The sequence below is a fragment of the Nocardia anocheti genome (assembly GCF_029675105.1).
In the GTDB taxonomy this organism is placed as follows: Bacteria; Actinomycetota; Actinomycetes; order Mycobacteriales; family Mycobacteriaceae; genus Nocardia.
The window spans coordinates 372,115-385,887 of record NZ_JAQQFV010000006.1 but is presented as its reverse complement, the minus strand read 5'-3'; the positions used below and the strand labels follow the sequence as shown (position 1 = coordinate 385,887).

General features: G+C 71.0%; 14 protein-coding genes and 2 pseudogenes. 1 reads left to right on the top strand and 15 read right to left on the bottom strand.

Translation table 11 applies throughout. From position 1 onward, the window contains the following. Positions 1–12: 12 nt before the first annotated feature. The 10 genes and pseudogenes from QC180_RS18405 to QC180_RS18360 form a co-directional block, all read right to left on the bottom strand. Positions 13–1,173 carry an ABC transporter ATP-binding protein gene (locus QC180_RS18405; protein ID WP_278263981.1) on the bottom strand — a complete coding sequence of 387 codons (1,161 nt, stop codon included), beginning with the start codon at positions 1,171–1,173 and terminating at the stop codon, positions 13–15. After that, a complete protein-coding gene (locus QC180_RS18400; protein WP_278264096.1) occupies positions 1,166–1,816 on the bottom strand; it encodes an ABC transporter permease in 651 nt (216 codons plus the stop codon). Before QC180_RS18400 ends, QC180_RS18405 begins: the two co-directional genes overlap by 8 nt. A gap of 226 nt (positions 1,817–2,042) precedes the next feature. Continuing rightward, positions 2,043–2,189, bottom strand: a pseudogene (locus tag QC180_RS18395) (recombination regulator RecX); the annotation flags it as partial. 201 nt (positions 2,190–2,390) lie between these two features. Further along, a pseudogene (locus tag QC180_RS18390) lies at positions 2,391–2,816 on the bottom strand (regulatory protein RecX); the annotation flags it as partial. A gap of 481 nt (positions 2,817–3,297) precedes the next feature. After that, positions 3,298–4,335, bottom strand: a complete 1,038-nt coding sequence (gene recA, locus QC180_RS18385) for a recombinase RecA (protein ID WP_019048052.1) — start codon at positions 4,333–4,335, stop codon at positions 3,298–3,300. Positions 4,336–4,567: 232 nt separating this feature from the next. Beyond that, positions 4,568–5,791 (bottom strand): tetratricopeptide repeat protein, encoded by a 1,224-nt coding sequence (locus QC180_RS18380; protein ID WP_278263980.1) that lies wholly within the window; start codon positions 5,789–5,791, stop codon positions 4,568–4,570. A gap of 7 nt (positions 5,792–5,798) precedes the next feature. Continuing rightward, on the bottom strand, positions 5,799–5,990 hold the full coding sequence (locus QC180_RS18375) for a DUF3046 domain-containing protein (RefSeq protein ID WP_278263979.1): 192 nt from the start codon (positions 5,988–5,990) through the stop codon (positions 5,799–5,801). 57 nt (positions 5,991–6,047) lie between these two features. Then, on the bottom strand, positions 6,048–7,196 hold the full coding sequence (locus QC180_RS18370) for a glycosyltransferase (RefSeq protein WP_278263978.1): 1,149 nt from the start codon (positions 7,194–7,196) through the stop codon (positions 6,048–6,050). A 45-nt stretch (positions 7,197–7,241) separates the two neighbouring features. Next, complete coding sequence (locus tag QC180_RS18365; RefSeq protein WP_278263977.1) at positions 7,242–7,952, bottom strand: PIG-L deacetylase family protein; 711 nt, start codon at positions 7,950–7,952, stop codon at positions 7,242–7,244. A 31-nt stretch (positions 7,953–7,983) separates the two neighbouring features. Continuing rightward, positions 7,984–8,160 (bottom strand): hypothetical protein, encoded by a 177-nt coding sequence (locus QC180_RS18360; protein ID WP_278263976.1) that lies wholly within the window; start codon positions 8,158–8,160, stop codon positions 7,984–7,986. Between the two features lie 197 nt (positions 8,161–8,357). Here QC180_RS18360 and QC180_RS18355 point away from each other — a divergent pair, with 197 nt between their 5' ends. After that, on the top strand, positions 8,358–9,851 hold the full coding sequence (locus QC180_RS18355; protein ID WP_278263975.1) for a carboxylesterase/lipase family protein: 1,494 nt from the start codon (positions 8,358–8,360) through the stop codon (positions 9,849–9,851). A 54-nt stretch (positions 9,852–9,905) separates the two neighbouring features. Here QC180_RS18355 and pspM read toward each other — a convergent pair whose 3' ends face one another. The 5 genes from pspM to pgsA form a co-directional block, all read right to left on the bottom strand. Then, on the bottom strand, positions 9,906–10,772 hold the full coding sequence (pspM, locus tag QC180_RS18350) for a phage shock envelope stress response protein PspM (protein ID WP_278263974.1): 867 nt from the start codon (positions 10,770–10,772) through the stop codon (positions 9,906–9,908). A 163-nt stretch (positions 10,773–10,935) separates the two neighbouring features. Further along, positions 10,936–11,766, bottom strand: coding sequence for a phage shock protein PspA (gene pspA, locus QC180_RS18345; RefSeq protein ID WP_278263973.1), 831 nt, complete (start codon positions 11,764–11,766; stop codon positions 10,936–10,938). A gap of 146 nt (positions 11,767–11,912) precedes the next feature. Beyond that, entirely contained in the window at positions 11,913–12,371 is a 459-nt protein-coding gene (locus QC180_RS18340) for a helix-turn-helix domain-containing protein (protein ID WP_278263972.1), read from the bottom strand. 91 nt (positions 12,372–12,462) lie between these two features. Further along, entirely contained in the window at positions 12,463–12,954 is a 492-nt protein-coding gene (locus QC180_RS18335; RefSeq protein ID WP_278263971.1) for a CinA family protein, read from the bottom strand. After that, the gene (gene pgsA, locus QC180_RS18330; RefSeq protein WP_278263970.1) at positions 12,951–13,592 is read right to left on the bottom strand and encodes a CDP-diacylglycerol--glycerol-3-phosphate 3-phosphatidyltransferase; all 642 of its coding nucleotides are present in this window, start codon (positions 13,590–13,592) and stop codon (positions 12,951–12,953) included. Before pgsA ends, QC180_RS18335 begins: the two co-directional genes overlap by 4 nt. Positions 13,593–13,773 lie beyond the last annotated feature (181 nt).

Sequence of the window (13,773 nt, the reverse complement as noted above, 5' to 3'; positions counted from 1 at the left end):
CGGTGCCCGCCGTCATGCCGGTGCGGGTTCGGTCGGGGCCAGGTGGGCGATGAGTGTGTCCACGGTGACGATCCCGGCGTAGGCGCCCGTGGCATCGACGACGACGGCGGAGGCGGTGCGGTCGGTGAGCAGCACCGCGAGCGCGTCCTGGAGGGTGGCCTCGGCGGGCAGGGTGGTGCCGATCGGGGTGCCGAGGTCGCTGAGCGAGTCCGCGTGGGCGAGTTCGGTGGCGGTGATCCGGCGCACCGGCCGGTGCTGGTCGTCGAGGACCACGGCCCAGGGTCGCTCGGCCTCGCCCAGCGCCGTGACCAGGGCGGCGGGCGTGGTTCCAGGGTCGGCGGTGACGCCGCGGCCGAGCTCGAGATCGCCCAGGACGGCCAGGCCGAGGCGATCGATGGCGGGGGTGGCGCCGACGAATCCGGCGACGGTGTCGTCGGCGGGGGCGGCCAGGATCGCGGCGGGTGTGTCGTATTGGAGGATGCGGGAGCGCTCGCCCAGGACCGCGATCCGGTCGCCCAGTTTCACGGCTTCACCGAAATCGTGGGTGACGAAGACGATGGTCTTGCCGAGTTCGCCCTGCAGGCGCAGCAATTCGTCCTGCAGCAGCGCGCGGGTGATCGGGTCGACGGCACCGAACGGTTCGTCCATCAACAGCACCGGCGGATCGGCGGCCAGCGCCCGCGCCACCCCCACCCGCTGCTGCTGACCGCCGGAGAGCTGGCGCGGGTAGCGGTTGCGGTAGGTGCCGGGGTCCAGGCCGACCAGGCCGAGCATCTCGTCGACGCGGGCGGCCGTGCGCTTGCGGTCCCAGCCGAGCAGACCGGGCACGGTGGCGATGTTCTTGGCGACGGTGAGGTGCGGGAACAGGCCCGCCTGCTGGATGGAATAGCCGATGCCGCGCCGCAATTCGTCGGCGTCGATGGTGGCCGCGTCGCGACCGCCGATGGTGACGGTGCCCGAGCTCGGTTCGATCAGCCGGTTGATCATCCGCATGGTGGTGGTCTTGCCGCAGCCCGACGGACCGACCAGGACCACGATCCGCCCGGCCGGAATCGTCATGCTGACCTCGTCGACCGCGGGCGCGGCCTGGTCGGGATAGCGTTTGGTGACCCGGTCGAGCACGATCTCGACGCCGGAGACCGCGTCCCCGGTGCGGGTGTCGGTGTCAGTCACGAATTCCCCTCGATATGGTGAGCCGTCCGAGCAGGACCAGCACGCCGTCGAGCGCCAACGCGAGCACGACGACGAGGACGGTGCCGGTGAGTGCCTGCGGCACGGCGTTGGGGCTGCCGAGGCGGCCGAGCCCGGAGATGATCAGATTGCCCAGGCCCGGCCCCTTCGCGTAGGCGGCCAGCGCCAGGATGCCCATGATCATCTGCGTGCTGACCCGCATCCCGGTGAGAATGGACGGCCAGGCCAGCGGCAGTTCGATGGTGGTGAGCAGCCGCAGCCGGTTCATCCCGACGCCGCGAGCGGCATCGATCACCGCCGGGTCCACACTCGACAATCCGAGCACGGTATTGCGCAGGATCGGCAGCAGCGCGTACAGCACCAGCGCCACGATGGTGGGCCCGACACCGAGCCCGAGGAACGGGATCAACAGTCCGAGCAGCGCGAACGAGGGCACGGTGAGAATCGCACCGGCCGTGGCGGTCGCCGCCGCCGAACCGAACGGACTGCGGTACACCAGGATGCCGACCAGCACGGCGATCAGGGTCGCGACCGCCAGGGACTGCACGACCGCCGACACGTGCAGATAGGAGTCGAGCAGCAACTGCTCCCGTCGGCTCACCACGAACGACCACAACGCGTCCAGAATCCACCTCCCCGTCGCTCGACGGCCTCACGGCCCTGCTCCCCCGAATGCCCACCCGCACCCCGGGTGAAACGCCTCACCCACACCCCACCGACACACCCGCACACGACGAAACTCCCTGCGCGAAGCCATGTTTCACTGGCGACGAATCATCCTACGCGCCACCGCTCCTCGGCGCGCCGTTTCGCACCGGACCCACCCACGACCACAGGGCGAGGGCATCACCTCACCGATCGGATGCGGCCAGTTCGGCTTTCACCACGGAGTAGGCGACCGAGGCGCTGTAGCCCCGTCGCGCGAGCATGTCGACCAGGCGGCGGGTGGCCTTGGCGCGGTCGAGGTCGGCGGGCAGGGAACGGATCTTGCGCCGGACCAGCTCGGCGGCATCGTGCTCGTCGCCGGGGACCGGTCTGCGCGCGGATAATCGGGCCCGTGTCGGCTCGGCGGTCTCATCGAGCTGAGCCGTCTCCAGTTCATCGGTGTCCGCCACGGGTTTCACCGGGTCGGACGCCCGTTCTTCCACGGGCTCCGGTGAGTGGCACTGCCGGAAAGGTGCGCGGTCGAAGCCCGCGTCGGAGAGTTCGGTGGTGACGACGGCGAAGGCGGTGGACTGGTCGTAGCCGCGGCGGGCGAGCATGCCGACCAGGCGGCGGGTGGCCTTGTCGCGGTCGAGGTCTCGGGAGAGGGTGGTGAGTTTGCGGCGGACCAGGTCGGTGGCGCGGGCGCGTTCGGCTTCGTCAGTGACGGCGGCGAGGGCGTCCTCAGCGGCGGCGGGCGCGACACCCTTGTCGCGGAGTTCGCGTTGCAACGCGCGCTTGCCCCGGCCGGAGTAGGTGTGGCGTTCGTGCACCCACTGTTCGGCGAACGCGGTGTCGTCGATGAGGCCCACTTCGGCGAGGCGGTCGAGCGCGGCCGCTGTCACCTCGAGCTGGAAACCCTTCTCGCCGAGTCGTTTCTCCAGTTCGGCACGGCTGCGGGCCCGCACGGCCAGCAGGTTCAGACAGGCGTCTTTGGCCTGGTCGACGGTGGCGCCGGGACGGTCGCCCGGGGCGAGCCGGCGTGTGCCGGCCCGCCTGTCGGGCTCTCCCGGCTCGGATCCGGCCGCCACCGGATCCGCCTGTCGACCGTCGTCACCACCGACGACGGTCGACAGGGAGTCTGCTCCCCCGTTCCCCCACTCTTCATGATCAACACCGGTCCGCGCAGCGGAATACGGTGATTGATCACGATCGGCGAATCCGGTCGGGTGCGCGCGCTGCGGATCGCCCGCACCCGACCGAATTCTCCTCGCACCCGGATCGGCTCGTTCGGCACGAGCCGATCGGGCGAGTTCGGTGCCGCCGTCCCCGGCTTCGCCCGCCCGCGTCAGGGACTGTGGCTCGACCTCGATACCGAGGCGGGCCAGCTGCCTGCGCATGTCCTCGACCGGGTCGGCCGCGTCGCGGCGGGCACGGCGACCGGGGGGCGGCGCGCTCATGCGATCAGAAGTCGGCGGGAGCGTCGGCCTCGGCGGTCAGGTCGGCGCCGATGCCCAGCTTCTCCTTGATCTTCTTCTCGATCTCGTCGCGCACGTCGGTGTTCTCCAGCAGGAACTTGCGGGCGTTCTCCTTGCCCTGACCCAGCTGGTCGCCCTCGTAGGTGTACCAGGAGCCGGACTTGCGGATGAAGCCGTGCTCGACGCCCATGTCGATGAGCGAGCCCTCCTTGGAGATGCCCTGGCCGTAGAGGATGTCGAACTCGGCCTGCTTGAACGGCGGGCTCACCTTGTTCTTGACGACCTTCACGCGGGTGCGGTTACCGACCGCGTCGCTGCCGTCCTTGAGGGTCTCGATGCGGCGCACGTCCAGGCGGACCGAGGCGTAGAACTTCAGCGCCTTACCACCGGTGGTGGTCTCCGGCGAGCCGAACATGACGCCGATCTTCTCGCGCAGCTGGTTGATGAAGATGGCGGTGGTGCCCGAGCTGTTGAGCGCGCCGGTCATCTTGCGCAGCGCCTGGCTCATGAGGCGGGCCTGCAGGCCGACGTGGCTATCGCCCATCTCGCCCTCGATCTCGGCGCGCGGCACGAGGGCGGCGACGGAGTCGATGACGATGATGTCGATGGCGCCGGAACGCACCAGCATGTCGGCGATCTCGAGCGCCTGCTCACCGGTGTCGGGCTGGGAGACCAGCAGCGCGTCGGTGTCGACGCCGAGCTTGCGAGCGTAGTCGGGGTCGAGCGCGTGCTCGGCGTCGATGAACGCGGCGACGCCGCCCGCGGCCTGGGCGTTGGCCACCGCGTGCAGCGCGACGGTGGTCTTACCCGAGGATTCCGGGCCGTAGATCTCGACGACGCGACCGCGCGGCAACCCGCCGATACCGAGGGCGACGTCGAGGGCGATGGACCCGGTCGGGATGACGGAGATGGGCTGGCGGGCCTCCTCGCCCAGCCGCATGACGGCGCCCTTGCCGAAGCTCTTCTCGACCTGCGCGAGTGCCAGTTCCAGCGCTTTGTCGCGATCGTAGGCCTGCGGTGCCATGGTGTGATCCCCTTCTTCGAGGTGAGTGTCTCTCTGGTTGGCGCCCACAGTAGAGGCCGGCACCGACAAGTTCTGGCGCCCAGATTAGTCGAACACCCATTCGAGTCAAGCGACGCGCCCGGCAACACGCGGACCGGCCGTCGTGACCAGCGAACCCGCCGCGAAACCGGACGTCAACACCCCCACGATTCAGTGCTGCGGCAGCTCCCGGACCATTCCACCGTTCGGCCGGTCAGAACAGTTCGTCGAGCAGTCGGTAGTAGTCGAGTTTGGGGCGGGCGGGGTCGGGCAGGCCGTAGGCGGTGAAGAAGGCCGTCACCGCCTCGGGGCCGAAGTCGCCGGAGAGGTCGCGTTCGGCCAGGGCGAGGTCGCGGTAGCGATCGGCGCGACCGAGGGCGCCGACATCGAGCAACAGGCCACCGGTGAGGACGTTGCCGGGGGTGAAGTCGCCGTGGGCGACGACCAAGTCCTCGGCGGCCGGTCGCCGCGCGCGCAGGCGGTCGAGGATCTCGACGGGGGCGAGCGCGCGGTGGTCGTCGTCGAAGTCGGCGGGGTCGACGAAGCCCTCGACGACCGCGCGGTGTGCCTGGGCGAGTGTCACGTCGAGGCCGCCCGCGAAGGGGCAGGACGCGACGGGCAGCGCGTGCAGGGTCCGCAGCACGGTTCCCATGAGCGTGCCGACCTCGTGCGCGTCCGGGGCGTCGGCGAGCGATGGCACGCCCGCGTCGGCGAGGACCAGTACGTCCTCGGCGAAGGCCGCCACCTCCGGGACCGCGATCCCGTTCTCGCGCAACCAGATCAGCCGCTCGTACTCGGCCACCGCGCGTGGACCCCGCTTGATCCAGTACCCGCCCGCGCGCAGCAGATTGCCGCCGCGGCCCTCGTGCTCGTCGGACCAGGCCGGGAGCGGGCCGAGGAGTTCGGCGACGGCAGGGGGCAGCGGTAGCGCCAGTTCGGCGAGATGGTCCAGGGCGGCTCTGGTGGATTCGATGAGCTCGGAATCGCCCTCGGCCACCCGCCGCTTCATGGCCTCCGCGAGCAGCTGCGCGGCCTCGCGCGGACGATGCTGTTCGGCGAGGGACTTGCCCAGGTGGTGGGCGGCGAAGGAGACCAGGTCGGGGTCGTCCAGGACCCGGCTGAGCTCGAGGGCGCGCCGGTAGAGGACCTCGGCGCGGGCGGGTTCGCCCTGGTAGCGGTAGACGTCGGCGAGATTGATCCAGACGGTGATCCGCCGCGGTTCGGTGTCGGCCAACGCCAGCGCCTGGTCGAGCCGGTCCAGCGCCTGCTCGTAGCGGCCCAGCAGCATCAGGGCGATGCCCAGCCTGCGCAGACCGGCGAAGTCGTGCGGATCGGCGGCCGCGACCCGGGCCGCCAGCACCTCGGGATCGGCCGGGATCATCCGCAACCGTTCGTCGAACCGGTACGGACGGGACGGATCGCGCGCGGTCACGGCCATGGCCGGATCACCAGCGCGACCGGGGGACGTCGAACTCGGCGCACAACGCCCGCCACACATCCCGCGGGTCGGTCCCGGCCTCGATCGCGGCCGCGCCGGTTCTGCCGAACGTCGGGATGACGTGGTCGGCGAGCAGGGCGTCGGCGCGCGCCGTGCCGAACTGCGTGTGCATCAGTTCCTGGAATTCGGTCAACCGCACGCTGCCCAAGATACTCGCGCTCGGTGACCACCGCCGGTGCCGCCGCGACGCGGGAGCTCAGCGGGCGGCTCGGTGACAGATCTCGACCGGGTCCTCGACCTCGGCGGCGCTCTCGGCCGCCCGGCGCGCCGCGGCGGTGAAGGCCGGGTCGTCGAGCACCCGCCGGACCGCGTCGCCGACCGCCTCGGGCGTGAGCGGGCGGACCAGCAGCGAACTGCCCTGGCGGACCGCGCGATTGGCGAGTTCCCACTGGTCCCCGCCGCCGGGCACGGTGACCACCGGGACACCCGCCGACAGCGATTTGGCGAGCAGCCCGTGTCCGCCGCCACCGACGACCACCGCCGCGTGGCCGAGCAGCTCGTCCTGGCGGCCCAGGCCCGCGGTGGCCCAGGCGGGCAGTTCGGCGGGCGGGGTGTCCAGGGTCGAGATCGCCGCCCGCACGTCGAGCCCGGTCAGGCCATCGAGGACGGTCTCGGCCATCCCGGCCACCCCGGTATGGGCGGTGGAGGGCGCCACCATCACCAGCGGGGCCCCGCCCGGTGGCAGCGGGAGTACGGCGTCGGTCGGCTCCCACAGCAGCGGCCCGACGACGTGGGTGTCGGCGGGCCAGTCCGGGCGCTCCACCTCCAGGGCGGGCAGGGTGGCGACCAGTCGGGCGGTGGGGCCGGGGTCCTCGGCGGGCAGGCCGATGCTCTCCCTGGCCGCGCCGCGCTGCCGATGCCCGTTCCGCACGGCACGCGCGGTCATCGTGCGCAGGACGCCGTCGCGCATGCGGCCGCGCACGCCCTCGCCCGGTGCCAGGCCGCTGCCGATCGGCGGCAACGCCCGGGAGGGCAGGTAGAGCGGGTGGGGGGACAGTTCCACCCAGGGCAGCCGCAGCCGCTCGGCGGCCATGCCACCGCCCGCGGTGAGCACATCGGAGACGATGAGGTCGGGCAGCATGGCGCCCAGTTCGGGCAGGTTCTCGGTCGCGATGTGGGCGGCGCGTTCGTGGATGCGCGCGCCCGCGTCGGTGTCGTCGTCGACCGCGCGGGGGGCCAGGCCCTTGAGTCTGCGCACGCCGATCCCCGCCGCGCGGGCGGGCTCGAGCCAGCGCGGGCCGGTGAACAGCACCGGCTCGTCGCCCGCCGCCAGCAATCGCAGACACAACGCGATCGCGGGAAACGCATGCCCCGGATCGGGCCCGGCCACCACGGCAATTCGCATGCGCCACAGCCTGCCACACCGCATCGGGGCAGGCCGTCGAGGTGCTCAGCCGGCGAAGGTGAACAGCTCGAAGCCCACCGCGTGCTCGGCGGGGAATCCGTCCCTCGGCCCGGTCGCCCGTTCGACGATGGCGCGCACCTGTTCTTCGACCGGCACCGGACTGAGCACCTGCAGATAGCGGCGGTGCGCCGACAGTGACGCGCGCGCCTGTTCGAGGAATCCCCCGACATCGACCGCGTGCGTCGCCACCGGACCCATCACCGCGGCCCAGCGCGCCGACCACGGGGCCAGCTCGGCGAGCTCGGGGAAGATCCATTCGTTGCCCGCGTCGGACACGGCGTCCATGGCCGAGCGGCCGACGGCGCGGTGATCGGCGCTGTTGACGAAGCCCGGTGCCCAGGTGTCACCGAAGTTGAACAGGACCACCATTTCCGGGCGGTGCCTGCGCAGCGCGGCGGCCAGATCGCGGCGCAGGGCCAGGCCCTCTTCGATGCGGCCGTCGGGATGGTCGAGGAATTCGACGGTGTGCACGCCCACCTCACGGGCACCGGCGATCTCCTCGATCTCGCGCAGCGGACCGGCCTGGGCGGGCGGCATGCCCGCGATTCCGGCCTCACCCCGGGTGACCAGCAGATAGCGGATGTCCTTGCCCTGCTGGGTCCAGCGGGCGACGGCGGCGGCCGCGCCGTATTCGATGTCGTCGGGGTGCGCGACGATCACCAGACCGCGCTGCCAGTCCTCGGGTAGCTGCTCCATTTCGCCCATGCTAGGCGCGGCCACCGACCGGTCACTGCTTGCTGAGCGGGCTCTGCTCGTTCGCGCCGGTGACCGCCTTGTACAGCAGGTAGACGCCGGTGCCGATGGCGGCGATCACCAGGATCGGCAGCAGGGCCTTGATCAGCGCGCCGATGATCCAGATCGCGATCACCGCGACGACGACCATGCCGATGATTTTCCAGACCATGATGAGCTCCTTGCCGGTTGCGCGACCGCCGTCCGACGATCCGTGTCCTCGATGCTTCCATTGCGCTGCCGATAAATCACCAGGTCAGCACCGATATCCGGGTGGAGATCAGGGTTCACCCCGAGACCGCGGTGCCAAAGCCGACACCCGGGCGGGGGTCGGCGGCCATAATCGGGCTCACTCGCAAGGAGGAGCCCATGGAACCGATCGTCACAATCGCCGGTGGCGCTATTCGCGGACGCACCGAGAACGGTGTCAGCCGATTTCTCGGAGTGCCGTACGCGGCGGCCCCGGTCGGGCCGCGGCGGTTCCAGCTGCCCGAACCCGCACCCGAGTGGGAGGGGGTCCGTGAAGCCGCCGAGATGGGTGCCACCTGCGTGCAGTCGCCCTATCCGGCGCCGATCCACGCGCTGTTGGGCAGCGACGGGATTCCCGGCGACGAGTATCTGAACGCGAACGTGTGGACCCCGGACCCGGCGGCGAGCGGCCTGCCGGTGCTGGTGTGGATCCACGGCGGGGCCTTCGTGCGCGGGTCCAATGCCCGCGCCATCTACGACGGCACCGCGTTCGCGCGCGACGGTGTGGTGCTGGTGTCGATCAACTATCGGCTCGGGGTGTCCGGGTTCGCCGTGCTCGAGGGCGCGCCGCTCAATCGTGGTCTGCACGATCAACTCTGCGCGCTGCGCTGGGTGCGCGACAACGTCGCCGCGTTCGGTGGCGATCCGGACAATGTGACGATCTTCGGTGAGTCCGCGGGCGGGATGAGTGTGGCGGCGTTGATCGCGGCGCCGCAGTCGGCCGGGTTGTTCCGCCGGGCGATCGTGCAGAGCGCCAACGGGGCGGTCGCCGCCGATCCCGACGACGCGCGTCGGGTGTCGGCGGCGCTGGCCGAGGAACTCGGGATCGCGCCGACCGCCGCCGCTTTCGGCGCGCTCGGGCCCGACGAGCTGCGGACCGCGCAGAACGCGGTGGCGCTGGCGGTGATGATGGACCCCGATCCGCAGCGCTGGGGCGCCACCGTGATCGAGCAGGGCCTGGGCATCATGAGCCTGTTCCCGGTGCGCGACGACGACATCGTGCCCGGCCCCGCCACCGAGGTCCTGGCCGCCCATCCCGAACGCGCGGTGCCGCTGATCACCGGCACCACCGCCGACGAGTTCCGCTTCTTCACCGTGCCGACCGGCCTGGCCGCCGGGATCACCGCCGACACCCTGCCGTTTGTCCTCACCCGCTACGGCATCGATCCCACGGTGGCGCAGACGTATTCGACCCAGCGCCACGACGCCACCCCGCCGGAGATCTTCAACGCGATCCTCACCGACTGGTGTTTCCGCTCCGGCACCCTGGACTTCGCCGACGCCAACGCCGCGGGCGCATCCACCCACGTCTACGAATTCGCCTGGCCCACCGAACTTCCCGGCCTCGGCGCCTGCCACGTCCTGGAGATCCCGTTCGTCTTCGACACCCTCTCCGCCGCCCACACCCTCACCGGCCCGATCCCACCCCAGACCCTGGCCACCGAAATCCACACGGCCTGGGCCCGTTTCGCCACCGACGGCACCGCCCCCTGGCCCACCTACACCCCCGAATCCCCCCACGTCCGCCTCTTCGACTCCCCCGAATCCTCCACGGTCACCAACCTGCGCCCCACCGAACTCGCCGCCCTCCGCCAAGCCATCCCCCGGGCGTGAACAGCAGCACGGACCGGTCCCGCGATGTCGTGGGACCGGTCCGTGTGAATGGGTCTAGCGGGAGGAATCCCGGTACATCGTGGCGGGGCCCCGGTCGGCCATCTCGGTGAGGGCCTGGGCCCAGCCGTCGAGGCGGTCGGCGGCTTCGCGGAGGTCGGCGACGATGCCGTTGAACTGGTAGGCGACGACGGTGTCCTCGGGGACGGCGAGGATGCGGGCCGCGGCGGCGACGAGTTGTTCGTATTCGACGACGCCGGTCGACAGGCGGGTGAGGACGTCGGTGACGGTGGATTTCAGGGCCGCGACGGTCTCCGGGTTGGCGCGGCCGACGGTGTCGGCCGCCTGTTCCATGGCGACCACGTCGGCGGCGAGCGCGTGTAGCGCGGCGGCGCCGGAGCGGGCCGTGTCGAGCAGGTCGCGCAGTTCGTCCTCGGGGAGGCGACGGGTGCGGCCGATCTGGGCGCCGAGGCCGTGGAGGGCCCGTTCGGCGCGGAGGAGGCGTTGGATCGGGGGGCGGGCCACCGAGCGGATTCCCGGTGACTTGCGGGCTACGAACGCGGCCTGCGGCAGTGGTTTGTCCCGCAGTTGGAGATAGCGGCGGGCGCTCAGGGCCGTCCCGGTGACGAACGCGACCGCGCCCCCGCCGATGACGACCACAGCCCAGGCGGGTGCCGACACCACGGCCAACCCCACTGCTCCCACCGTGGTGATCCCCGACGCGGTCCCGAACTGGAAGCTGCGCCTGCGCGCCCGGCGCCGACGCCGCAGTTCGCGTTCGCGCGGATCGGCCCAGCGCCGCACCGCTACGAGCGCCTGCTCACCGACCCCGCGCAGGGTAGCGGGCACACCACCGGGCACCGTCTCCACGACAGCACCCGGCTCGACGACCTCGGCGCGCTGCCGCCGCGTCTTCCCGCTCATCTCCCGTTCCTTCCGCCCCGAAACCACCGGGACCGGCCCCGGCTACCCGAAACCCTACGGCCACCCTCCGACACACACCCGAATCACGCACCCACGATGACCGCCCGTGCGACTCCGAGCCGCGACCGGCCACACCATGGCCGGTCGCGGCCGGTTCGCCAAACTACTGCTGCGTGGCCTGGCCCTTGTTGATCTGCGGGGGCTGGGCGGGCTGCTGCTGCTTGGCCGGGTCGATGGCGCCCGCGCTGTTGTTGCCGGTGGGCAGCGCGTCCCCGCGCATGGAGGCGCGGATCTGCTCGAGCTTGCTGTGTCCGGCCATCTGGATGCTGGCCTGCTGGACTTCCATCATCCGGCCCTGGACCGAGTTCTGGGCCAGTTCGGCGGCGCCGAGGGCGTCGGCGTAGCGGCGTTCGATCTTGTCGCGGACCGCGTCCAGGCTCGGGGTGGAGCCGGGGGCGGACAGGGTGGAGTCCATGCGCTGCAGCGAGGCCGAGACCTGCTCCTGCATCTTGGCCTGCTCGAGCTGACTGAGCAGCTTGGTGCGCTCGGCGACCTTCTGCTGCAGCATCATGGCGTTCTGCTCGACCGCCTTCTTGGCCTGTGCGGCGGCCTGCAGCGACTGGTCGTGGAGCACCTTGAGGTCTTCGACCGACTGTTCGGCGGTGACCAGCTGCGCGGCGAACGCCTCGGCGGCGTTGGTGTACTGGATCGCCTTCTCGGTGTCGCCCGCGGCGGCCGCCTGGTCGGCCAGGGTGACGGCCTGTCGGGCATTGGCGTTGAGTTTCTCGACCTCGTCGAGCTGACGGTTCAGCTTCATCTCCAGCTGACGCTGGTTGCCGATCACCGACGCCGCCTGCTGCGACAGCGCCTGGTGCTGACGCTGCGCCTCCTCGATAGCCTGCTGAATCTGGACCTTCGGATCCGCATGCTCTTCGATCTTGGAATCGAAGAGGGCCATCATGTACTTCCAGGCCTTCACGAACGGATTAGCCATCGATTGATCCCGCCTCCATCTGTGCGTCGCTCGTGCGACTGGTGGTGCGCGACCGTCACGCACCAGATACGTGCTTATCCTTCACCATGCGGCACCAGGACCGGTGTGACCGGCCCGCTCGACGCCTGCGGAGAATCTATCGGTTCTCACATTCCCTTCACCAGTACCAGCATCTCGGCACGGGGTGCCGGGATGACGATGCGGGTGTCCTCGGCGATACCGATGCGCGGTCCCTGCTCGGCGACCGCGCTGGCGGTGGCGGCGGCGGGTTCCTCGGTGGCGGCCGGTTCGGCAGACGGCGCGGGCTCGGCCGCGGCCTGCTCCTGTTCGGCGCCCGGACCGGTCAGCGCGGGCTCGCGCGGGGCCGAGCCGTCGGCTCCGGCCATGATGGTGCTCACGTCCCACAGCACCCGCGACAGCGGCACGTCCAGCGCCTCGCAGATGGCGGCGAGCAGTTCACTGGAGGCTTCCTTGCGGCCGCGCTCCACTTCCGACAGATAGCCGAGGCTCACGCGCGCCGAGGTCGACACCTCGCGCAGCGTTCGATGCTGGGCGAGACGCGCACGCCGCAGACTGTCCCCGATTGCCTCCCGCAGCAGCGTCATCTCGTTCTCCTCCACCTCGTGTCACCGCCGTGGCGGTGTTCACCTCTTTCTGGCACAACGTCGAGCATCGGCGGGTGGTTCCCGGCCGCGGCTAGTTCGTCGTCACACAGCGCAGCAACTCCCGCACCGCGTCGTGCACCGCACCGATCCTGATCGTCCATCGGTCACCGCGCAGTTTCAACCGGACCACTTCGCTGTGTCGTGGACCGGCCAATCCGAGGTATACCGTCCCGACCGGGTGCCCGTCCTGGGAATCGGGTCCGGCGACCCCGGTCAGGCCGACACCCCAGTCCGCGCCGCAGCGCTGTCTGGCGCCGACCGCGAGTTGTTCGGCCGTGGACGCGGCGACCGGTCCGTCGGTCCGCAGGACGGCGTCGTCGACGCAGGCCAGACCGTTCTTCAGGTCGGTCGCGTAGACGATCAACCCGCCGCGCAGCACCGCGCTCGCACCCGGCACTCCTGCCACGGTAGCCGCCAACAGACCCGCGGTCAGCGATTCGGCGGTGGCGACGGTCTGTCCCGCCGCGATCAGGGCCTCGACCAGTTCGGCGACCGGCGCGCCGTCGACGAGCGGATCGCTCACGAGCGGGACTCACCGCGCGCCCGGCCACCGGCCAGCCACAACCGGGCCGCCTGGCCGACGTAGTCCAGGCCGGTGATCACCGTCAGCGCCACCGCCAGGTACATCAGCCACATGCCCGCGGTCTCGTAGGCGCCCGACAGCGGCAACAGCAGCAGCGCGATGGCCACCGACTGCACCAGTGTCTTGAGTTTGCCGCCGCGCCCGGCCGGGATGACCCCGCGCCGCACGACCACCAGCCGCAGCAGCGTGATGCCGATCTCGCGGCCGCAGATGACCAGCGTGATCCACCAGGGCAGATCGCCCAGGATCGACAGCGCGATCAGGGCCGATCCGATCAACGCCTTGTCCGCGATGGGGTCGGCGAGCTTGCCGAAATCGGTCACCAGGCCGTATTTGCGGGCCAGTTGCCCGTCGAAGCGATCGGTGATCGCGGCCAGGCCGAAGATGGCGGCGGCGGCGACGCGCCAGCGGGTGTCGTGCCCCCCGCCGGTGAACAGCGCCAGCACGAACAGCGGGACCAGCACGATCCGCGCGATGGTCAGCACATTGGCGATATTGAGCAGGGGAACGTGGGTGTCGGCCCGCTCCGGGACCGGCCGCGTCAGTCCCCGCTCGACTTCCTCGGGTCGTACGCTCATGCCGTGACCGTCCGAGCGTTGTCCGTGGTTCGGCAGACCGCCTCCTCCGCGCGCTGACCTCTCATGCCCCCGACCTCTCGGCATACCCGGCGCTGCGCCGCTGTCCACAACCGGTCGCGCGCGGTTTGCTCGCGCGCGGCGCGCCGCCCGATCCGGTCGACGGGCCCGGCGCGATGCGGTG